Consider the following 21941-nt stretch of genomic DNA (forward strand, 5'->3'; position numbering starts at 1 on the left):
CATGACGCCCGGCCCCGCCCCTGAAAGCTCTGTCAAAAGGTAAGTCAACCCGACCGCATAGGCCCGGCCGGCCCGCCCGCCGGATCGAGACAGGCCTGGATCTCGCTCCGCAGCGCCTCGAATGCGTCGGCCAGTTGTCCGGCCAGTTGCTGGCACTCGGGGCTGGACTCCGCGGCGGCACGTTCCAGCCGCATGGCCAGCGCCTGGCACGACGTGGCGGACAGATTGCCGCTGACCCCGCACAGGCGGTGGGCAATGAAGCGGAGCTCGGCAAAGTCCGCCTCGGCCCCCAGCCGGCGCAAGGTGGCCGGCATCTCGGCATAATCGTCCACCGCCCGGCGCAACAGCTTGTCGATCAGGCCCGGACGGCCATCGAAGCGCTGCCGCAAGGCCGACCAGTCGAGCACACCGGCGCCGGCAGGCCCGGACGGACTGGCCGCGTCCGGCACCGGTGCGCCCGGCAACGCAGCCGGGCGCGGCTCGATCAGGCGGAAATCGACCACCTGCCGGATCGCCGCCACCAGCTGGTCCGGCTCGACCGGCTTGGCCACATGGGCCACCATGCCTGCCGCGAAACAGCGCTCCCGCTCCTGCTGCACCGCGTGGGCGGTGAGGCCGATCACCGGCAGGCCGGGGGCCAGCTCGCGAATCAGGCGGGTCGCCTCATAGCCATCCATTTCCGGCATCTGGATGTCCATCAGCACCACGTCGTAGGCGGTGGGCTGCTGGGCGAGGCAATCGACGGCCTGGCGGCCGTTCTCGGCAAAATGACAGTGGGCGCCTTCGTGCTGCAGCAGATCCTCCAGCACCACCCGGTTGAGCTCGACATCCTCGGCGGCCAGCACCCGCAGGCCCGCCAGCCGCTGCGCCGCCGGCAGCTCCGGCGCCGGGCATGCCGCGCCGGATTCGGGCGCCGGGGCCTCGACGAGGGGAAGCCGCAGGCTGAAGCAGCTGCCCTCCCCGATCCGGCTCCGCACCTCGATCCGCCCCCCCATCAGCTGCGCCAGGCGCAGCGAGATCGCCAGCCCCAGCCCGGTGCCGCCGAAGTTGCGGGTGGTCTGGTTGTTGGCCTGCTCGAAGGGCAGGAAGATCCGCCCGAGCTGCTCCCGGGTCATGCCGATGCCTTCGTCGGCGACCTCGAACAGCAGCTCGCTGCCTTCGGCACGGACCGCCAGCAACACCCGCCCCCTGGCGGTGAACTTGATCGCGTTGGACAGCAGGTTCACCAGGATCTGCCGGATGCGCAACGCATCCCCCTCGACCCACGCCGGCAAGCCTTCGGCCGACGCCACCACCAGATCGAGGCCTTTCTCCTGGCTGCGCGCCCGCACCAGCTCGCCGGTCTCGGCCATCAAGCTGCTCAGGCTGACGGGGGCCGGATCGATGTCGAGCTTGCCGGCCTCGATGCGTGAGAAGTCCAGGACGTCGTTGAGCACTCCCAGCAGATGCTCCCCGGCCGCCAGGATGCGCCGGAAGTGCTCCCGCCCGGCCCCATCCGGGCTGTCCCGCGCGCCGATACGCGCCAGCCCCAGCACCGCGTTCATCGGCGTCCGGATCTCATGGCTCATGTTGGCCAGAAAGGTACCCTTGGCCTCCGAGGCCGCCTCCGCCAGCTGCCGCGCCCGCTCCGACTCGTCCATGGCGTCGGCCAGCCGGTCCGACAGCGCGTTGATGTCGGCCACCAGCTGGCCCAGTTCGGTGCCCTCATGCCCGCGCGGGACCGACAGCATCTGGCGGTCGCCGGGGGTCTTGCGTTTCAGGTCGGAGGAGATCCGCAGCAACGGGCGGATGAAGAACTGCCCGAAGGCCGCGACGAGAACCAGCAGCACGAACAGCAGCTGCAGCGCCAGCTGCTGCAGGGCCAGGCGGATATCGGACTCGCGCAGGGCGGCCACCACCTGCCCGTCCGCCAGCAGGGTGATCTCACCGATCGTCTTGTCCTTGCTGAACGGCGAGCCGATGCGCCGGGTGATGGGTTTGACGTGGCTGGCCTCAGCGCCGCGGCCGGCCGTCCCGCGGTCGAGCTGCGCCAGAAGCTCGGCATCGCTGCGGATCACCACGCTGAGCACCTCGGGATTGCTCATCAGGCCCTGGGCCACCTCCCTGGCCAGTTCGCGGTCCTGCACGTAGCACACCACCTTGAGGGCGCTCTCCACGGTTCCCAGCAGGCGCTCGAGGCGGGCCTCGATGGTTCGGGTGGCCCGCTCGCCGGTCACGTGGGCGGTGTAGGTCATCGAGAAGATGCTGGCGACCAGGAAGGCGATGACCGTCACCGCCGCCGCATGCACCGTGATGCCACGGTTCCACAGGCCCGCCATGACGGGTTGCCGTGCTCCCGCTGCGCTGGCCTCTGGCGCGTTCATGGATTCCCCAGCGACAGGACGACCCGCACCCGCTCATCGACCTGGCTGCGTTCGACGTAGCCCACCGCGCCCTCGACGCTGGCCACCGCCTTGATGAGTTCCTGGGGAGACGGGCTGACCTCGGGCGGCTTGGTCTTGCCGGAGAAATAAAGACGCGCCCAGTAAGCGCTGATTTCGGCCGGGTTCTTGTCCACCAGGCGGCGATAGAACGCCGTGCGCGTCTCGTCGCTGGCGGGCAGGTCGTAGGGCCTCGCCAGCCCCCCCGACGGCAGCTTCCGGTAACGGCCGAGGAAGATGTTGATGACCTCATCCTGCGTCAGCGACTTGATGCCGCTGCCGGCCCCCACCACCACGACCACTTCCGCCAGCACCGATGTCGGTGCCAGCAAGGCCAGCAGGGCAAACAGGAAGGTGCGCAGCTTAGCCATGGCCGATCAGTAGGCAAAATCCAGTGCGGCACTGACGACATTCATGTGCCCGTCCCAATGAACGTTGGGACCGCGAAACAGGAATATCGAATCGGTACTGCCGCGGATGGCATCGGCCTGGAGCTTGAGGGCCCAGTTGGGCCGGAAATCCCAGCGCACCCCCAGCGTTACCGTGTGCTGCTGCAAATGGGTGACCGCGACAATTTCCTTACCGAGCGCATTCAAGATAGGCCCGAAGGGGCCGGCCGGCACCGTGGTGACCCGGGCCGGCGTGCTCTTCACCCAGGAATACCCCAAATAGGGCGTCAGCACGCCGAAGCGGTAGGCGCCGAGCACGAAGCCGGCCCGGCTGTCCTCGTAGGACTCGCTCTGATGCTTGATCCGGCCGATCATCCCCTGGAGCTGCAGCGCCCCCTTGTCGTACACCACACCCACCGAATCGAAGCGGGAGCGGGTATCGACGGTGCTGAGCTCCGGCAACTGGCCGGTGAGATCGACCGGGGCGATCGACTTGAGCGGCGCCAACGCCGGACTCGAGGCGATCAGGCGATTGATCAGGTAATTGAGGGGCAGTTCGGGCGACGAGAACTTCGCCTCCATGTGGGTGACCCGCAACTGCCACGGCCCCTTCAGATAATCCATGTAACCGCCGAACAGCTGCGATCCCCTGATGTCCCAGGTCACCGGATCGAAGAAACCGGTTCTTTCCGGAGAGCGTCCGCCATACAGCTTGGCGCGCAGCACCCCATCCCCCAAGCCAGTGCTCGCCATCACGTCGGCGCCGTCGAAATACGCAAACACCAGCGAACCATAAAAATCAACCGGTGGGCGAATGGCGATGTTCGAATAACCGACCAGCCGTGAATCGGCCAGCATGTAGATCTCCGGCGCCAGCCTCCCGACGCGAACCTGCAGATCCGGCGAGAACTCATGGCGCAGAAAAGCCCAGGACACTTCCGGCGTGTGGTTGCCTTCCGGGCGATAGCGGGTGATCACCTGCAAGACCCCCTCGGTTTGCGGCCCGAAGCGCAGGTTCATCTGCACGCCCAGCACCGAATCGTTGCGGGTCGTCCACTGCCGCGAGACCCCGCGCGGCTGCGACAGATCCCGCACGAACTCGGCGTCATTGCTGTCCGACCGCGCCACCCCGAGGGTGCCGAAGCCCTTGAACGTCACCGGCCAGTCCGCCACCTGGGACGCCGCGTCCTCGGCATGGACGGAGCAGGACGGCAGGATGGCCGCCGCCACGATGAGCCTGGCTAGCGCGCGCAACATGATGGAGTACCAGGCGCCATGATCAGATCGTCACTTTCCCCGCCACCACGGATGACGGACGCAATTCCCTGGCCGCCTTCGCCGCAACGGCGCATCGAGGCGTGGAGATCGACGTCGTCGCACATCGGCATGGCACCTGGAACTCGAGAAAACCGGTTGAAGCTGGGGAAGGATCGGTCAGTGAAGTCTGCGCCCCTCGTGACCACGTTCATCATAGCCAGACACCGCACACCTGGACACTATAGCCATGCTGCATCCCGTGCAAACACCCAAAATTTAACAGTTTGGATGGAGAAAATACCGCGCTCCGGCGCTTCAAATCGAACCAGACCGAAATAGAATCAAATCGCGGCAGCAATAATGAAAATAATGAAACGAAAACTGTGATTTTGTTTTCGGCCAATAAGCAACTACGAAAAACCATAAAAATAAATAGCATTGAAACAACATCAATCGTCGGGTGATTTTTCATTTCATTAAGCAGAGACGGGAAAATTAATTCGCCTCCTCGGGCATCCGGATCGTTCCTTCATAGGAAAACAGGACAATAAAAAATAAATAGCATGTCCGAATTCCGAGTGCCATTTGCAGTGTTATCGGCAGGAAGCCTCTGATCACCGGGCCGAAAATTGTGCAATGCCCGGCAGGTCAAACACCATCTGTCGGCGTTGCTGACGGTGGAGGGGTGCGGGGCTGGCTGGCCCTTGAATACGGCATCCCGGCGCGTGACACCTTCGGACGCGTATTTGCCGCGCCGCCCCCCAATGAGTTCAAGGCAGCATTTCGACGCTAGATCGGCCGATTGACTCCTGCTCGCCCAGGGCGGCGTGGGCGGAGCACTGTGACCACGCTCGATGAGTGAAAGCATTGACTATGGCCATGGTCGTAGGGAAGTCCGCCGCTGCTGGGCATGCGATGCGGTGCAGCGACTCAAAAAGGCCCAACAGTGGGCGGACCTTAAGAGCGTCGCGATCGTCGAGCGCGAGCGCACGATCGGAACCCACACGTACAGCGACTGCGACGGCGGCACCAGCAGAGCCCCTCTTTTGTGGCTCCCCCCCTTACGACTAGTCTCCCGCCGGTCAGGAAACCTTCAGCATCTCGCGTAACCCGGTGGTCAGCCGAATCTCTGCCCGCCACCCCAGTTCCCGCTCGATTTTCGTCGGCAGATAGCAAGCCGCCCCCAGCAACCGCTCAAGCACCTCACTGTCGAATGGCAACCTGCGGCGACCAACAGTCTCAAAGGCATCTCCCACACGGGCAAGTCCCTCCAACAGGGAACGGGGCACGGCCCACCCAATCGCGGGCATCCCCAGTGCGTCCCTCAATGCATCGTAAAGAGCCCTCCCCGAAACCGGCTCAGGATGGGCCACGATGTAAGTTCCACCGTCCGCCCCGGCTTCCTCGGCAACCTTTTTCATCGCAGAAACAACGTCGGACACATGCACAAGTGAGCGCCGATTGCCACTGTCCGGCAACGGTGGGAACCATCCCCGCCGGACCAGGGCCGCCATCCGCTCCAGATTGCCACGCCCACCGGCCCCATAAACCATGGCCAGACGCAGGTTCGTCACATGCATGCCATACCGCACACCGGCTTCGAGCACGACATCCTCGGCCGCCCGCTTGGCACGACCATAAGCCGAATCCGGCGGCAGCGCCCATGTCTCGTCGACGCACGCATCGCCTGGCTCGCCCATCGCCTTCACGCTGGACAGGAAGACCAGGCGCCGCACCCCGGCCTGAGCCGCGGCATCGACGAGCCGGCGGGTACCTTCCAGATTCACCGCCAGATGACGCGCATCGTCCGCGGCCTTGAGCCCCTTGAAGGCGTGAGCATGGCCGGCACAATGAAAGACCGTCGCGACCCCTGCACAGGCGGCCGCCAGCGCAGACGGATCGGCGAGGTCGCCCTGGACCTCGCTCTCGCCGAGCGTCAACCCGCGCGTCAGCACTCGAACGTCCTGCCCGTCCTCCATCAGACTGCGCACGAGACGCCGCCCGATGAAACCACGCCCTCCCGTCACCAGCACGGACGCGGCTTTCAAGGCTCCTCCCGACGGCGCAGATAATTCACGAAACGCGGCACACCGTTCTTCGTCACATCGCGATACTGGTAGGTCACCAGGCTGCCCACCGGCGGCGGGTCGCGACGCTGCGCATCGGTAAAACCCGTACCGATCTCGAAACGCATCCCTTCCGGCGTCTCGACCTGCAGGGCCCCCATCATGCCGGTCAGCCGGCCACGTCCCGGCACGTGTGCCACGACTGTCGCTTCGGCATCCCACATGGGCTTGAGTTTGAGCAGGGCATCGCTGCGGCCGGTCAGATAAGGCGCGTCCGCCCGATGGAGCATCAGCCCTTCGCCCCCCCCTGCGACGATTTCATCCAGCTTCGCCTTCAACGCCAGGCGGTCGGTAACGCGGAACTGTTCGACGAGTTCCAGCCACGGCACCCCGGTCTGTTTCACCAGCCCGCGCAAAACCCCGATCCGCGCGGTGAAGTCACCGCCACCGCCGGGCTGCTCGAAAACCATGAATTTCACCTGCCGCCAATCCTCGTCCCTCGGCACTTGCCTGCGTACGATGCCTGACAACGCCTCAAAACGCCTGCGCCCCATCCACAACTCACCATCGAGCGGTTCCGGAGGCAGGGCGTCCGTGAACCAGGCCGGCGCATTGACCAAGCGACCGCTGCGGAAGCGCAGCACCTTCCCGTCCCACACCGCGCGCACGCCATCCAGCTTCTCGCTAACCCAGTAGCGCGTGACATCCACATCGCCCCGCATCACCTCCGCGAGCAGCAGCGGAGGCGGTGCATCAGCTTCTCCAGCCAGGGCCGGCACCAGCACGCATCCCCAGCACACCGGCAACATTAACGCGACAAATCTGCGTCGCAGATCAGATAACATTCTCCGCCTCTCCGCTTTCCTGGTCTATGGCGTGCATATTCTACTTAATGCCGATTGCATTTACCCACCTCTAACCGGGATCGGGCGATACGCATTCCGACTGGCCACCGGCCTGCAAGCCCACCCGCGCATCCAGCGCCTGGACACCCTGGCCGGCGGCCGCGAAGTCGACCTGGCCAGCCGCCTGGGCAGCGAGCCGCGCTGGCTCCGGGTGGCCAAGAAACTCCCCTTCCAGAACCTCTTGCGGCGCACCTACGAACACGTCCGCAACGCCCGCGAGCACAGCCGCCAGGCCCCCACCACCAAGGACGTGGTTTATCATGAACCGCGCTACATCGCGGCCCGGGTCCGTTACCCACTGGTGGTCACCGTGCACGACCTATCCCACGTACGCCACCCGGAGTTCCATCGCCCCGACGCCGTCGAGCACCTCGAACGGGGTCTTGCCGACAGCCTCGCACGGGCGGCACGCATCATCACCGTCTCCGAGTTCGTACGCGATGAAGTCCTGGAGCACTTCGACCTGCCACCCGACAAGGTCGTCGCCGTCAAGAACGGCGTGGACCCGGTCTTTCATCCGATGCGGCCCGAGGAAACGCAAGCAGTTCGCCGCAAGTTCGGCCTGGAAGGCAAGGACTACATTCTCGCCATCGGCACACTGGAGCCACGAAAGAACCTGCTGCGCCTGTTCGACGCGTTCTCCCGCCTGCCCGACGGCGTGCGCAGGCGCCATCCCATCGTCGTCGGCGGCGCAGGCGGCTGGCTCAACGAGAACATCAGCCAGCGCCTGCGCGCCCTGGAAAGCCGCGGCGACGTGATCCGCCTCGGCTATGTCCCGGAAGCGGATCTGCCAGCCCTGTATGCCGGCGCCTGGGCCTGCGCCTATCCGTCCGTTTATGAGGGCTTCGGCCTGCCGGCGCTGGAGGCGATGGCGGCCGGCATTCCCACCCTGACGAGCAACGCATCGTCCCTCCCCGAGGTGGTTGGCGATGCGGCCCTGACCTGCAACACGACGGATGTGGCCAGCCTCAGCGAGCACCTTCGGCGCCTCCTCGAGGATGACCCGCTGCGCGACCGCCTGCGCCGCGCCGGCCCGATCCGGGCCGCCGACATGAGCTGGGACCGCTGCGTGGATGCGACAGTGCAGGTCTATGCCGACGCCTTGCAGGCGGCGCGGTAGATCGCCGCGTACGCCGCATTGACCTTGGTCATGCGAAACAAGTCGTCGAACCGGCGGGCCGCGCCCTGCCCGAGTCGCTCGGCGAGCAATGCATCGTCAGCCAGTCGCTGCATCGCATTGCGCAGCGCCAGGGGATCCTGCGGCGGGATGACCAATCCGGTCTCTCCGTCAACGTTCACATAGCTCGACCCGGTGCCGATGTCGCAACTGATCATCGGCTTGCCGACCATCGCAGCCTCGATCAGGAACACGCCGAAGGCCTCGGCCCGCAGATGGGACGGGAAGACGATCCCACGACACAAGGACAACAGCGCCATCTTGTCCTCGTCGCTGACGCGCCCGAGCAGATGCACGTTCGGCCAGCCCCGCACCTGTTCCGCCACCCCGTTCCACAACGGGCCTTCGCCAGCCATCGCCACCTGCAGCCCGGTGCCCTTCACGGCATCGAGCAGGAAGGGCAAGCCCTTGTAGTGGCGGAACACCCCGACGAAGAGGAAGAAGCCTTCGCCCAGCCGGGCGCGCCAGGCTGCGAGCCGCTGCGGGTCCAGCTGAGGATAGGAGTCCGGATCGATGCCCAGCGGCACGACGTCGAGCTTGGACTCCCAGCGCCGCAGGACCGCACTGCCCATCGCGTACTGGGGAGACGTCGCCACCACCCGGAACGCCCGCTCGAACAGGCGGTTCTTCAGTGGCCGGTAGAGCGGCATCAGGCGTTGCTGGGCCACCACATCGGAGTGGTAGGTGATGACGATCGGACGCCGGGGCCCCAGCAGAGTCACCAGATCACCGAACGGCCACGGGTAATGGAGATGGATCACGTCGGCCCAGCGGGCCAGGCGCCGATAGGCGCCGAGGCCCCGCCACGCCATCGGGCACGAGGCGATCTCGACCCACTGGGGCAGGCGGGTCACCGGGATGCCGTCCACCTCCACCTCGGGTGGCCCGTCCTTGCGGGACAGGGTCAGCACGCGCGACTCAATACCGTACTGACGCCCTCCCAGACACAACTGGCGGATGACCTGCTCAACGCCCCCCGTCGTATCGGGCAGGAAAGTCTTGTAGAAATGCAATACGCGCATTGAATATCCGGAAGCCACGCAGGACTATGGTTCAGGGGTCCGCATACTAATGGACTTCATAATATAATGCTGCCTTTGCTCCGGCCCGAGCAAAGGCAGCATGAGTCATCCCGAAGTCGTTCAGCGGCCTGCCGCCTCCCTGCCCCGCAGGCTCATCACCTACCTGAAAGTCCGGGCGGGCGAGGAAGACAAACAGAAGCACTTCCTCTATAGCCTCGCCATCCAGCTCTTCTTCATGGCTGCAGGCTTCGATGCCTGGACCAGCGCAGTACTGACACTGGCCGTAGGCTACGCCAAGGAGATCTGGGACGAACACTTTGGTAGCGGCTTCTGCTGGCACGACCAGTTCGCCAATCTTATCGGGGTTATTTACGCAATCGGGCTCTGGCACATTCCCGCGCTGGGCCACTGGGCAACCTAGCCTTCCTACCCGACCCATCCATGCAAATACATCTGCACGCCAAGGAAATCTGGCGCCATCGGGGCTTCATCCTCGCCAGCGTCCTGCGCGAATTCCACCTGCGCTACCGAGGCTCCATCCTCGGCGCGACCTGGCTCCTGATCCCACCGATCACGATGATCCTGGTCTACACGCTGGTCTTTTCCAACGTGATGCACTCGCGCCTGCCCGGCACCGACACACCCTTCGCGTACAGCATCTACCTGTGCTCGGGGCTGTTGCTGTGGAACCTGTTCACCGAGATCACCCAGCGCTGCCAGTCCATCTTCATCGACAACGCCGGGCTGCTCAAGAAAACCCGCTTTCCGCGCCTCGCCCTGCCGGCCATCGTGGTCATCTCCGGCAGCATCAACTGGGCCATCATCACGGTGCTGTTCGTGCTGTTCCTCGCCGCCTCCTCTCAACTGTCGATCGCCGGGCTATTTGCACTGCTGATCGGCTGGCTGCTGACGACTGCGATCGCCGGCTGCCTGGGCTATGCGCTGTCCTTCCTGTTCGTGTTCTTCCGCGACCTGGGGCCATTCCTGGGGACCGGGCTGCAATTGCTGTTCTGGTGCACACCGATCGTCTATCCCGCCTCGGTCCTACCGGAATGGGCCCTCCCTGTGGTACGCGCCAACCCCTTCTTCCACATCGCCGGTTTCACGCAGCGCGCGCTGCTTGAAATGCAGCTCCCGCCTGTCAGCGAGTTGACCGCGCCCTGCCTGTGGGTCGTCGCACTGGCGATGCTTGCCACGCTGATCCACCGCCGCCTGCAATTCGAGATCCTGGACGAACTATGAAAGGTGCCATCAGCGTCAGCAACCTGGGCAAGTGCTTCAAGCACTACCCCGCCCCCCATCACCGCCTGATCGAATGGTTCGGCCTCAGCCGGCGTCCTCAACACCAAACCCGTTGGGTGTTGCGCGATCTGAACTTCCGCATCCGTCCGGGCGAATCCGTCGGCATCATCGGCCGCAACGGCGCCGGCAAGAGCACCCTGCTGAAGGTACTGACCGGCACCACCAAGGCCAATGAGGGACAGGTCGCGCTGGAAGGCCGCGTCGCCGCCCTGCTTGAGCTCGGCATGGGCTTCCACCCCGATTTCTCCGGGCGTCAGAACGTCTTCATGGCCGGCTACATGCTCGGACTGCAGCGCGACGAGATCATCCGTCTGATGCCCGAAATCGAGGCCTTCGCCGAAATCGGCGAAGCCATCGACCACCCGGTCCGCACCTACTCCAGCGGCATGCAGGTCCGCCTGGCCTTCAGCGTCGCCACCGCTGCCCAACCCGACATCCTGATCGTCGACGAAGCCCTGTCGGTCGGCGATGCCTATTTCCAGCACAAGTGCTTCAAGCGCATCCGGCGCTTCCGCGAACAGGGCGTGACCCTGCTGTTCGTGTCCCACGACCCACTGGCGATCAAGAGCCTGTGCGACCGCGCCATCCTGATCGAAAAGGGCGGCATCGCGATGGACGCCTCGCCCGACGAGATCTTCGATTACTACAACGCCCTAATCGCGCTGGACGAAGCACGCGCCGACGAACACGGCGAGCACATCGCCCAGCAGGGCGGGCAGACCCGCTCCGGCACCGGCGAAGCCAAGCTGCTCGACGGACAGATCCTGGTCAATGGCCAACCGGCCACGATCTTCACGGCCGGCACGCCGATCAGTCTGGAGGTGGACTTCAGGATCGACGCACCGCTAGAGGAGCTGACCCTCGGCATGATGATCCGCGACCGCCTGGGCAACGACATCTTCGGCACCAACACCTTCCACCTCGGCCTGCCGCTTCCCGTGGAGCCGGGGCCGGCCCGGCACCGTCTGGCTTTCCGCCTGCCGGCCTGCAACCTTGGCCCGGGCAGCTACAGCGTCACCCTGGCGCTGCACAGCGCCCACACCCACATCGGCGACAACTACGACTGGTGGGACCAGGCCATCACCTTCCAGGTGGCGGAACGCAGCGACTACCACTTCGCCGGTGTGGCGATGCTGGAGGTGCGTCCCGAGCTGCTGGCGGCCGAACCCCGTACTTCGTCCTGAGCACGGACGCGCTCCAAGCAGGCGGCTCATCCATGCCGGGCTGCCCCCACCTCAGACAGCCCCTTCTCCGTAACGGCGGCGCAGGGTCAGGAAAGGCTTCTCGATAGACTGATAACTCAGGCTGGCGACGATCCACACCAGCGGATAGGCAATCAGCACCAGGACGCCGCCGTCGAGCCAGACTCTTCCGGTTATTTTTAGTTCGCCCAACAACTCGTGGAGGATGAACAGCACCAGGCCATGCAGCAGGTAGAACGAGAAGCTGATCTCGCCGCCCCTGCACAGGGCACGGTCGAGCCAGCCTGGGATGCGCAGCGGCGCAACGAGCCAGGCGCAGATGAACAGCGCCCAGCAGCCCGACTCGATGAACGACCAAAAGATCCAGAAGACCTGCTTCGGCTGCGGCAGGAAATAACTGGCGTAACGCGCCTGCACCGTACATGCCGCCACGACCAGGGCCACCGCTGCGATCAGCAACGGCCCCCCGCTGCGTGCTAGCTGCGGCTTCCAGCGCACCGACAGCACCGCCGCGAGCATGCCGATCAGGAACTGGTCGAAACGCCCCAGCAAGGTCGAATAAAACATGTGGGTACTGTGCTCGGTAACGAAATAGGCGCCCACCTTGAACACCAGCATCAGCACCAGCAGGCGGAGCAGATAGGGCGCGCCCTGCTCCTTTGCAAAGCGTGCCAAGAAGGGAAATACGAGGTAGAAGGTGAACTCCACCGAAATCGTCCACGCCGCACCGGTGATGAAGGAATTCGAGGTCGGAGCCTGTCCCAGGTTCGAGAAGAACAGATATAGAAAATCCTGGGCATTGAAGCGGTCGCGGCTCACCGAGATGGCGATGAAATACACCGTTACGAAAAGCGGGAAGATGCGCAGGAACCGGTTGCGCACGAAGTCCGCATAATTCAGGTGATCGTAGTGCAGCGCGATCGACATGAACAGAAAGCCAGACAGCGTGAAGAACAGGCCGACGCCGGTATGCCCCTCGACCAGCAGCGCCAGCCATGGCCGGTCCGCCGCCGGCTGCCAGTGCAGGTAGTTCAAGTGATAGAGATGAAACAGGAACAGCATTGACGCCGCCAGACAGCGGATGTGGTCCAGCCTGGGCTCGTAAGCCAGATTGAGAGAACGCATGGAGATCCAGTACCCGTCGTCATCCGGCAAACACGACTCAAACGCCGGCCGACAGCTCGAAATAGTCAGTTATGAGGGCGCCCAGACTATATCAAATCAATGTGCGCCCGCGCCCGCCCGATGCGAAGCGTACGGGTAGCGGGTTATCATCGCAGCCGACTGAACGGCGCAGGCCGGCACGTACCGGAATGCCAAGAGAATTGACTGATGCATAACAACGAACTGAAGCAGCAGGCAGCACAAGCCTTCCTGCAAGCCTTTGAACAGCGCAGACGAACCGCCGGACAGGATGCCCGCTCAAGCGCGCCGGACATGGAACGGCTAATCGCACTGATCGAATCCCACCTGGACCAGGCGGCCAACAAGTACCAGGTACGCTCCAGCCTGCCGGGCCGGCTGGAACGGCTCCCCCTGCTCCGCTTCAAACCGGTCAGAAAGCTCGTTCTCCGCCTCTACGAACTGCTGTTCCGGGAACAACGCACCGCCGGGCTCGCACAGCTCAATGCATGGCGCGACTTCCTGCAGCTCTACACGCGGAACCAATGGTTCATAAGCCATGAACTGACCCAGTCCCGTGATCACCTGCAGGAGCACCTGGACGAAGTCGAGGCATTCCTGCGCACGGCGCACTCCACCAGCACACGAGATATACAGCAGCTCACCACCGCGGTGGCCACCCATGAGCAGGAAAATCAGCGGCTATCCCAGGACGTTCATTACCTGAAACGCATGGAAGCCCGCATCTCGAACCTGGAAGACGACTTGCGGGTCAGCCGTAGCACGATCCAGATGCAGGCTCAGTGGATCCAGTTCCTCATCAACCGCGGCACTTCTACCGCCATGGAATTGCCGACGGCACCGCCTGGTCCAACGGCCCCATTGCCCGAGCCCCCGGTGGTCACCAGCAACGATGCGGCGCGTTACGTCGCCTTCGAAGACCACTTCCGCGGCCATCCTGCCAACGTGAAGGCGCAGTTCGCGCAGGATTACCTGCCCGTACTCGCCGAGGCCGGCCTAAACGCAGGTGTCCGGGTACTCGACATCGGCTGCGGCCGGGGCGAATGGCTCGAGCTCATGCGCGAGCAGCACTTCAATGCGCGCGGCGTCGACCTGAATCCGGTGGTCTGCGAGCTGTGCCAGGGCAAGCAGCTCGACGTCCTCAACGACGACGCGGTCGCCTACATGGCACGCCAGTCCCCCGGCAGCCTGGATCTGATCACCGCCTTTCACCTGATCGAGCACATCCCGGGCGAACTGCTCGACCGCCTGATCGCTTCGGCACGGCATGCGCTCCGCCCCGGCGGGCTGCTCATTCTCGAGACGCCGAACCCCGAGAACTTCATCGTCGGCAGTTGCAACTTCTACAACGACCCGACCCACCTCAACCCTCTGCCGCCCGAGCCGACGCGTTTCCGGGTGCTCAGTCACGGTTTCGCCAGCGTCGACATCCTGCGCCTCCATCCCCGCGGCAACGTAAATTACGACACGCTTCCGCCCGGCATCCCGGCCGAACTGCTCGAACGCCTGTTTATCGGCCAGGACTACGCTCTCATCGCCCGCCGCTAACCCCTTACGCCTTACTGCCCACCCATGAAAGTCGTCGTCGCCACCACCCAGGTGCCGTTCATCCGCGGCGGAGCCGAGATCCACGCTGAAAACCTGCTGGCCGCCCTACGCCAGAGCGGCGTGGAAGCGGAAATGGTCGCCATCCCGTTCAAGTGGTACCCGGCCCCCAAGATCATCGACCATATCCTCGCCTGCCGGCTGCTCGACCTGGAAGAAGCCAATGGCGAGAAGATCGACCGGGTCATCGGCCTCAAGTTTCCGGCCTACCTGATTCCACACCCCAACAAGGTACTGTGGATCCTGCACCAGCACCGCACCGCCTACGACCTGAAGAATCACCCCCTGTATGCCGACCTGATTCATCAGGAACAGGGCAGTGCCGTCATCGGAGCGATCGAACAGGCTGACCGCCGCTACATTCCTGAAGCCAAGGCTATCTACGCCAATTCCCGCAACGTGGCCGGCCGCCTCAAGCACTTCTGCGGCATCGACAGCCAGCCCCTCTATCACCCCCCCGGCAATGCCGAGGCGTTCTACAATGCCGACGCAGAGCCCTACCTGTATTTCCCGAGCCGCCTCAATCCGCTCAAGCGCCAATCGCTGGTCATCGAAGCACTGGCCCACACCCGGCAGCCCGTCAGCGTGGTCTTTGCCGGCGCCGCAGACAATCCGGCCTATGGCGAGGAACTCAAGGCGCTCGCCGAACGGCTCGGCGTCGCCTCGCGGATCACCTGGGCCGGCCGCGTCAGCGAAGAAGACAAGCTCAGCCTCTACGCCCGCAGCATGGGCGTGGTCTACCCGCCGATCGACGAGGACTACGGCTACATCACCCTTGAGGCGATGCTCGCCGCCAAGCCCGTCATCACCACCGAGGATGCCGGTGGCCCGCTGGAATTCGTCGAGAACGGACAGACCGGCCTGTCCTGCGCGCCCACCGCCGAGGCGCTTGCCGCCGCCATGGACGAACTGTGGTCCGACAGGACCCGTGCCCAGCGCTGGGGCCGGGAGGGCAAGGCCCTCTATGCCGCCCGCAACGTCAGCTGGCGCAATGTCGTGGACACCCTACTCGCATCATGAAGATCCACTGGTTTTCGCCACTGCCGCCGGCCCGCACCGACATCGCCAACTACACTGCACGGCTGGCGCCTCATCTCGCGGCGGCCGCAGAGGTCGTGTTCTGCCACGACGGACCGGAGGCACCTGTCGATTTCCCCTACCCGGTACGGGCAATCCGTGACCTCGGCCCCACCGAACTGAACCAGGCCGACCTCAACGTCTATCACATCGGCAACAACGCCGACTTTCACGGCGCGATCTGGACTACGGCGCAGCGCCATCCCGGGCTGGTCGTCCTACACGATTTCGCGGTCCATGAATTCGTCTGCGGCATGCTGAATGTCCATGGCAACCGGGACACCCCGCAACAGAGCGAGCACTACATCGAACTGATGGCCGGCCTGTACGGCGATCACGGCTACAAGGCCGCCCTCGCCGTCAATGCCGGCAGGCTGTCACCCGCCATCGCCGCCGAACAGTTTCCCCTCTGCGAGGCCGTACTGGACGGTGCGCTCGCCGTGCTAACCCACAACCCGTGCCTGCAGCCCGAGCTCTCCCAGCGCCTCCCACTTGTGCCCATCCACACCCTGCCCCTGCCCTACCCGCAAGCCACGACCCCAGTCAGCGCCCAGCGGCCGGACGGCACACCCCTCCGCATCATCTCCTTCGGCTTTACAGGCCCCAACCGGCGCCTGCTCGAATTCATCGACGCCTGGGCCGCCAGCCCCGTACGCGCGCGCATCCGGCTGGATATATGCGGCGAGTTGTGGGCTGCCAACCTCGTCACCGAACGGCTGACCCGACACGGACTAGCCGGCCAGGCTCAGCTACACGGATTCGTCAGCCACCAAGCACTGGACAACCTGCTCGACAAGGCCCACCTCGCCCTAAACCTACGCTACCCAAGCATGGGCGAAGCATCAGGTAGCCAGCTCCGCATCTGGTCGCGGGCGCTGGCCTCTGCGGTCACCGACACCGGCTGGTACGCCAGCCTGCCCGACGCGAGCGTCTTCAAGATCCGTCCCGAGCACGAGGCAGCGGATATCGACCAACTGCTCCGCCGCCTTACTGCGACCCCCGCCCAGGCACAGGCTGTTGGCGAAGCCGGCGCCCGCCAACTGGCCGCACACGCCCCGGAGCATTACGCGCAACGGTTCCTCGATCTGTGCCGATCCGGACTGCCCTCCTGGCACACCCGCTGGCTGGCTTGCCAGATGGCACACCGGGCAGGCGCGCTATCCGCGGAATTCATCGCCGGGCAGGCCTTCATCCCGCACGCGATCGGCGACCTGTTCGACTGAAGCCAACGTCTCAACCCGCAGCCGGCGCCCGCCGAGCGCCGGCCAGCTGCGGTGCGAACCAACGCTTGACCAATCGACTCCCCACACGGATCCCCGGTTTTTCCACCACCTGATGCAGCGCTGCCGATGCCGCGAGCGTTAGCCCGATGGTCCAGAACAGGGCCGTCATCGCGCCATGTCCGCTACCCCAGCGGCTCTCATAGACCTTCGCAACGCCATACATGACCGCGGGATGCACCAGATAGACCGAATAGCTGATACGTCCCACCCAGGCCAGCCAGCGGGTACGGAGCGGCAACACGAACACCCCGCACGCGAAGACGACCAGCGCCCCTGCAAACGGGAAGGCGGCCCGTAACGGCCCCTCGATCTGACCGGACAGCAACGCCCCATACATTAGCGAGAAGGGCAAGCCCACGCAGTAAAACAAAGCGCCCGCGACCAGCACGACCCTATCCGTCTTGCGATCCTGGCCATCGACGACCCGTCGCAGCAGCACCCCCATGAACATCAGTGGCAAATGGCGCAGGGTTTCCGCCACCACCGGATGCAGCGTCGTCTTCCAATGCCACCAAGCAATCACGCACACAGGGACCAGCCATGCCGGCACTCTGGAACCATGCAGACGTCCCAGCGCAAACAGCCCCGCGCACAAAACGTAAAAAACCAGTTCAATCTGCAAGGTCCAATAAATCCCCTCCAGATCGGGCCATCCCACGAAACGCTGTAGCATCAGCACATTGGACGCGGGCAGATGCCAGTTGTACTCGGCCAGTGGAATGCTGTCGTGGTAGAGCTTTATGCACACCACCGACAGCAGGATGCTCACCCAATAGGCCGGGTACAAGCGCGCCGCGCGCCGCAATGCAAAACCCGCCAGCGTCGTCCCGACACGTGCCCCGCCCCCCAGCGGAAGGCTGAACGGCACCACAAAACCGCTGACAATAAAGAACAACGCCACGCCGAAACGTCCCGCATCGAACTCCGAAAGCACATGCAGCCAACTTCGCTGCAATGCGTTCCCCATCCCGTGCATGGCCACCATGACTTCCGATGCATGCAGCAGCAGCACCGGCAGAACCGCCAGCCCACGCAATACATCCAGCGAAACCCAACGCTGATCTTTCTCCGCCACCCAATTCTCCATTCAGGTGCAAAACACTGTCAGATGATGCATTGAACGTGAAAATGCTCACAAAACCTTAACACTCAAAATCACTTGAATATGCTAAAAACGCAGAACAGTTCAGCATATCCAATAATGCTAATTTAGCAATCCATTGCCCCAACGCACCGCTTTAACAACAAAAAGGAAGACAACAATCGTGGCGACGCAAACCAGCCTGGACACTGTTCAAAAAGCATACATCGCATTTTACGGCCGCCCAGCCGACTACGCAGGTCAGCAATATTGGGCCAGTGTCCTCGATCAGAACGGCGGCAACCTGGCCGCCATCATCGACGCTTTTGGCAACTCGGTGGAGTCGAATAACCTGTATGGCAACGCTAGCGCCAGCGACAAGATCACCAAGATCTACCAGCAGATGTTTAACCGCGCGCCGGATACCGCAGGTCTCAACTACTGGGCCGGGGAGGTCAGCAACGGCCACGTCACGCTGCAGGGCGCTGCGCTGGCCATCCTGAACGGCGCCACCAACTCGGACGCCGCGCTGATCAGCCAGAAGCTAACAGCATGCAAGCAGTTCACCGACCAGTTGCACAGCACCAACACCGATCACCTCTACGACAGCAGCGCGCTGACGGCAACCCGCGACCTGCTCAGCAAGGTCACCGCCACCAGCAGCAGCACCGAAATCACCAACAGCATCAACAGCACGCTGGGCTCCATCTACAAGGGCATGGAGTACGACTACCAGAGTTTCTCGTACAACAACACCGACGTACTGCTCGGCCAAGATGCCATATATCTGGGCAGCTACGCCTCCGTCACCCACTCCAATACCAACTACCAGAGCTCCTACGACGTCGGGATCGTCAAACTTGGCGCTGACATGAAGCCCGCCAAGTCGATCGACTTCGGCTCCACCGGCCTGAAGAACGAAACCCTGAGCGACCTGGTAGCCCTCAACGATGGCAAGGTGGTGGCTTATGGCACCTACAACTACAGCGACGCCTACCTCGCCACCTTCGACAGCAACCTGAACCTGCAGAAGGTTGTCACCCTCGGCGACCTCAACAGCTCCAGCACCTACGTAGATATCAATGGCGTCAAACAGCTGAGCAACGGCAACATCCTCGTCTATGGCCGCGAGAACGTCATCGGTGACAGCTACGACGCCTTCGCCGTGGTGCTCGACAAGGACACCCTGACTGCCGTCAGCCAGCGTCGTTTCGACAATGCGACCTCCACCGGCAGCGACGAGAAGTTCATCAGTGCCACCCAGATGGGCAACGGCCAGATCGCCCTGCTCGGCTACAGCGGCGAAGTCGTCATTACCGACAGCAACCTGAATGTGCTGTCCAAGGGCACCACCTCCATTTATGCCAATACCATCACCAGTCTTGGCGACCACACGCTGGCGGTGTGGAACGGTAACAACGCCTACATCTACGACAACACCCTGACCCCGCTGGCCACCCTGGACACCAACCTGCCCTACGGCACGCCGGTAGCGTTGGGCAACAACCATTTCGTCGTCAACAACGACAGCAGCCAGGTGTTCTTCACCATCGGCATGGACAGCACCGGCAAGAACCCGACCTTCACGGTCGACAAGCAGCTGGCAATCCAGAACCGCAGCGGCTACACGATCAGCACCGACGACGTGTCCGTCAAGGGCAACACCGTGGCCATGTACTCCGGCAGCGGCGATCATCTGTTCGTGTACGAATCCAACCAGGGCACCAACCCGAATATGGCCAACGACTTCCTGCTGTACGAGAAGACTGCCGCCTACACCGCCACGGTCATCAACAAGAGCACCGACTACTACTACCCCAAGGTCAGCGCCCTGAACTGGACCACCGGTGACGTTACGCTGGTAGGGACCACCACCGGCTTCTACGCAGACACTACTGACACCCTGTACACTCAGGTAAATCACACCAGCGTCTGACCTGCCTAGCGCCCCTTCCAACGCCCGGGCAACCGGGCGTTTTTCTTTGCAGCGCCACGCTCGCTGCACTATGCCCTATAGTATTGCGTGCATCTCGCCAGATAAAAGAAACCAGATAGAGACATGACCCTTTCCCAGGATGTCCTTAAACGCATCCCACTGCTATCTCAGGCATCCCCCGCCACCCTGGAAAGACTGTCCAAGGTGATGACGGTACGCTCGTTTGCCCGCAGGGAAACCGTCGTCACGAAAGGCTCGAAAGGCGACGCACTGCTGTTCCTGCTGTTCGGCCAGCTGCAGGCAACCAGCGTCACCGCCGACGGCCGCGAAGTCGGCCTGAACCTGATCAGCCCCGGCGCCTTCTTTGGCGAACTCGCAGTCATCGACGGACTCCCGCGCTCCGCGTCCATCATCGCCCTCAGTCACTCGGAAGTCGCCTTTCTCCCCAAGGAACACGCGCTAGAACTGTTCTACCAAGAGCCCAGCGCCGCCGCGATGATGTTCGCCCACCTCGCCCGCAGCATCCGGCAACTGTCCGACATCCGCACCCTCCTCGGCATGCAGAACGCCTACCAGCGGGTCTACGCACTCCTCGCCAGCCTGACGCGCGTCTCCCCCGGCGGCCTGATCCAGATCGAAACCCTGCCCACCCAGCAGGAAATCGCCATCATGATCAACACCAGCCGCGAAACCGTCTCCCGAGCCCTCAACGAACTGCTATCACAAGGGATCGTCGAAAAGGACATGAGCCGCCTGATCATCCGCCAGCCGGACAAACTGGCTGAGATGGCTGGGCAGGGGTGATTGCGAGCAGCGCAGCCCCATAACAATTAGGCGAAATAAACGAGTCACATCTGACTCCTCGTCAGCGGGACAAAAGAAAGCGCCCCGTCCGGCGGGAACCGGAAGGGGCGCGGTGTCGGCGTGACCTCGGCGGAGGTCGGCCACGAGGATGTTAAGGCGGTGAGCGGTCGGGGTGCGACGGCGTCGAGCGCACAAAAAAGAGCCCCCACTGCCTTTTGGGCAGCAGGGGCTCCGAGGTTCTCACCAGCACCGCCTACAGGGGTAGGCGGCGTCTCCGGGGAAAATTAGGGGCCGACGACGATGCCGTCGACACCCAAGGTGCCGACATCGGTACCCGCTACCCAAGGAGTCCCTATGATCTTGATCACGGTATCTCCCGCTTGGTAGGTATTGGCACCACCAGCTGACTCAATGTAGACGTAGGTGTCACCATTGTTGGTGAATACATACGTGCCGTTGTTTACCGAATTCGCAGATGCGACCGCATCCAAAGTCTGAGCCAGTGTAGTCCCAGGGCCGAAGTCAGTTACAGAATCAAAGACCACACCGGTTGCATCTCCAACCTGTGCCGAAACACCCGTCAGGTCGATGAGATCCAGCGCACCTGCGTTGTCGCCACCCGCCGCACGGTAGTCGGTGATGGTGTCCATGTTTGCCAACGTGGAGTCACCAGTCGCAAACACGAACGTATCCACACCAGCACCACCAGTCAGCTGGTCGGCACCAGCACCACCGGCGATGGTGTTGGCATTCGCATCACCAATAATGGCAAGTGATCCGGTGAAGGATGAGAAATCCAAGCTACCAGTACCGTCCGCGTTTACGGTGATGAGATGGCTATTGGCGTCGAAACCGGTCAGGCCAATCAGGGTATGAGCATCAGTCGCGGTCTCGGTGGCATTCGCGCTCAGCTTGTAGGCCGTGGCGTTGGTGTAGCTGTGATGCGCCACCAGGTTGGCCGCCGTGTCCAGCACCGTGAAGGTGTGGCCATTGGCGTCAAACCCCGTGATGCCTTCCAGGGTCGTCGCATCGGTGGTCGACAGGTCGGTGGCATTCGCGCTCAGCTTGTAGGCCGTGGCGTCGGTGTAGCTGTGATGCGCCACCAGGTTGGCCGCCGTGTCCAGCACCGTGAAGGTGTGGCCATTGGCGTCAAACCCCGTGATGCCTTCCAGGGTCGTCGCATCGGTGGTCGACAGGTCGGTGGCATTCGCGCTCAGCTTGTAGGCCGTGGCGTCGGTGTAGCTGTGATGCGCCACCAGGTTGGCCGCTGTG

Annotated in this window: 17 protein-coding genes and 2 pseudogenes; 10 read left to right on the forward strand and 9 right to left on the reverse strand. The window is 63.5% G+C overall.

The window, feature by feature from the left end; all coding sequences use genetic code 11:
• Positions 1–44: 44 nt before the first annotated feature.
• Genes ACE3RX_RS14875 through ACE3RX_RS14885 form a run of 3 tightly spaced genes read right to left on the reverse strand, consistent with a single transcriptional unit; the run spans position 45 to position 4066 of the window.
• Positions 45–2363 (reverse strand): ATP-binding protein, encoded by a 2319-nt coding sequence (locus tag ACE3RX_RS14875; protein WP_374485284.1) that lies wholly within the window; start codon positions 2361–2363, stop codon positions 45–47.
• A complete protein-coding gene (locus tag ACE3RX_RS14880; protein WP_374485287.1) occupies positions 2360–2791 on the reverse strand; it encodes a hypothetical protein in 432 nt (143 codons plus the stop codon). The genes ACE3RX_RS14875 and ACE3RX_RS14880 overlap by 4 nt, the downstream gene beginning before the upstream one ends.
• Before the next feature lie 6 nt (positions 2792–2797).
• The gene (locus ACE3RX_RS14885) at positions 2798–4066 is read right to left on the reverse strand and encodes a hypothetical protein (protein WP_374485291.1); all 1269 of its coding nucleotides are present in this window, start codon (positions 4064–4066) and stop codon (positions 2798–2800) included.
• Positions 4067–4875: 809 nt separating this feature from the next.
• On the opposite strand from ACE3RX_RS14885, the pseudogene ACE3RX_RS14890 reads away from it, so the two are divergent.
• Positions 4876–5073, forward strand: a pseudogene (locus ACE3RX_RS14890) (ISAs1 family transposase); the annotation flags it as partial.
• A gap of 75 nt (positions 5074–5148) precedes the next feature.
• Here ACE3RX_RS14890 and ACE3RX_RS14895 read toward each other — a convergent pair.
• A complete protein-coding gene (locus tag ACE3RX_RS14895) occupies positions 5149–6114 on the reverse strand; it encodes an NAD-dependent epimerase/dehydratase family protein (protein ID WP_374485295.1) in 966 nt (321 codons plus the stop codon).
• Positions 6111–6977, reverse strand: coding sequence for a DNA ligase (locus ACE3RX_RS14900; protein ID WP_374485298.1), 867 nt, complete (start codon positions 6975–6977; stop codon positions 6111–6113). The genes ACE3RX_RS14895 and ACE3RX_RS14900 overlap by 4 nt, the downstream gene beginning before the upstream one ends.
• A 31-nt stretch (positions 6978–7008) precedes the next feature.
• Here ACE3RX_RS14900 and ACE3RX_RS14905 point away from each other — a divergent pair, with 31 nt between their 5' ends.
• A complete protein-coding gene (locus ACE3RX_RS14905; RefSeq protein ID WP_374485302.1) occupies positions 7009–8157 on the forward strand; it encodes a glycosyltransferase family 4 protein in 1149 nt (382 codons plus the stop codon).
• Here the strand turns inward: ACE3RX_RS14905 and ACE3RX_RS14910 are convergent.
• Positions 8127–9236: a glycosyltransferase gene (locus tag ACE3RX_RS14910; RefSeq protein ID WP_374485305.1), complete on the reverse strand. Its 1110-nt coding sequence runs from the start codon at positions 9234–9236 to the stop codon at positions 8127–8129. The genes ACE3RX_RS14905 and ACE3RX_RS14910 overlap by 31 nt on opposite strands.
• Positions 9237–9336: 100 nt before the next feature.
• Between ACE3RX_RS14910 and ACE3RX_RS14915 the strand changes: the two genes are divergently transcribed.
• The 3 genes from ACE3RX_RS14915 to ACE3RX_RS14925 are packed head-to-tail and all read left to right on the forward strand — an operon-like array spanning position 9337 to position 11722.
• Positions 9337–9657, forward strand: coding sequence for a hypothetical protein (locus ACE3RX_RS14915; RefSeq protein WP_374485309.1), 321 nt, complete (start codon positions 9337–9339; stop codon positions 9655–9657).
• Positions 9658–9677: 20 nt separating this feature from the next.
• Positions 9678–10478, forward strand: a complete 801-nt coding sequence (locus tag ACE3RX_RS14920; protein ID WP_374485313.1) for an ABC transporter permease — start codon at positions 9678–9680, stop codon at positions 10476–10478.
• Positions 10475–11722: an ABC transporter ATP-binding protein gene (locus ACE3RX_RS14925; protein WP_374485315.1), complete on the forward strand. Its 1248-nt coding sequence runs from the start codon at positions 10475–10477 to the stop codon at positions 11720–11722. Before ACE3RX_RS14920 ends, ACE3RX_RS14925 begins: the two co-directional genes overlap by 4 nt.
• 51 nt (positions 11723–11773) lie before the next feature.
• Here ACE3RX_RS14925 and ACE3RX_RS14930 read toward each other — a convergent pair whose 3' ends face one another.
• Positions 11774–12895 (reverse strand): acyltransferase family protein, encoded by a 1122-nt coding sequence (locus tag ACE3RX_RS14930; protein WP_374485317.1) that lies wholly within the window; start codon positions 12893–12895, stop codon positions 11774–11776.
• Between the two features lie 177 nt (positions 12896–13072).
• On the opposite strand from ACE3RX_RS14930, the gene ACE3RX_RS14935 reads away from it, so the two are divergent.
• The 3 genes from ACE3RX_RS14935 to ACE3RX_RS14945 are packed head-to-tail and all read left to right on the forward strand — an operon-like array spanning position 13073 to position 16788.
• The gene (locus tag ACE3RX_RS14935; RefSeq protein ID WP_374485319.1) at positions 13073–14431 is read left to right on the forward strand and encodes a class I SAM-dependent methyltransferase; all 1359 of its coding nucleotides are present in this window, start codon (positions 13073–13075) and stop codon (positions 14429–14431) included.
• Positions 14432–14455: 24 nt separating this feature from the next.
• The gene (locus ACE3RX_RS14940) at positions 14456–15508 is read left to right on the forward strand and encodes a glycosyltransferase family 4 protein (protein WP_374485323.1); all 1053 of its coding nucleotides are present in this window, start codon (positions 14456–14458) and stop codon (positions 15506–15508) included.
• A complete protein-coding gene (locus ACE3RX_RS14945) occupies positions 15505–16788 on the forward strand; it encodes a hypothetical protein (RefSeq protein ID WP_374485327.1) in 1284 nt (427 codons plus the stop codon). The genes ACE3RX_RS14940 and ACE3RX_RS14945 overlap by 4 nt, the downstream gene beginning before the upstream one ends.
• A gap of 10 nt (positions 16789–16798) precedes the next feature.
• Here the strand turns inward: ACE3RX_RS14945 and ACE3RX_RS14950 are convergent, their stop codons facing one another.
• On the reverse strand, positions 16799–17923 hold the full coding sequence (locus tag ACE3RX_RS14950; protein WP_374485330.1) for an acyltransferase family protein: 1125 nt from the start codon (positions 17921–17923) through the stop codon (positions 16799–16801).
• Positions 17924–18113: 190 nt separating this feature from the next.
• Between ACE3RX_RS14950 and ACE3RX_RS14955 the strand changes: the two genes are divergently transcribed.
• Together ACE3RX_RS14955 and ACE3RX_RS14960 are read left to right on the forward strand one after the other, a co-directional pair.
• Entirely contained in the window at positions 18114–19865 is a 1752-nt protein-coding gene (locus ACE3RX_RS14955) for a DUF4214 domain-containing protein (RefSeq protein ID WP_374485333.1), read from the forward strand.
• Positions 19866–19988: 123 nt separating this feature from the next.
• Entirely contained in the window at positions 19989–20669 is a 681-nt protein-coding gene (locus ACE3RX_RS14960; protein WP_374485335.1) for a Crp/Fnr family transcriptional regulator, read from the forward strand.
• Between the two features lie 284 nt (positions 20670–20953).
• On the opposite strand, the pseudogene ACE3RX_RS14965 reads toward ACE3RX_RS14960, so the two are convergent.
• A pseudogene (locus ACE3RX_RS14965) lies at positions 20954–21941 on the reverse strand (hypothetical protein); the annotation flags it as partial.

It is taken from the genome of Zoogloea sp. (assembly GCF_041914405.1).
Classification (GTDB): Bacteria; Pseudomonadota; Gammaproteobacteria; order Burkholderiales; family Rhodocyclaceae; genus Zoogloea.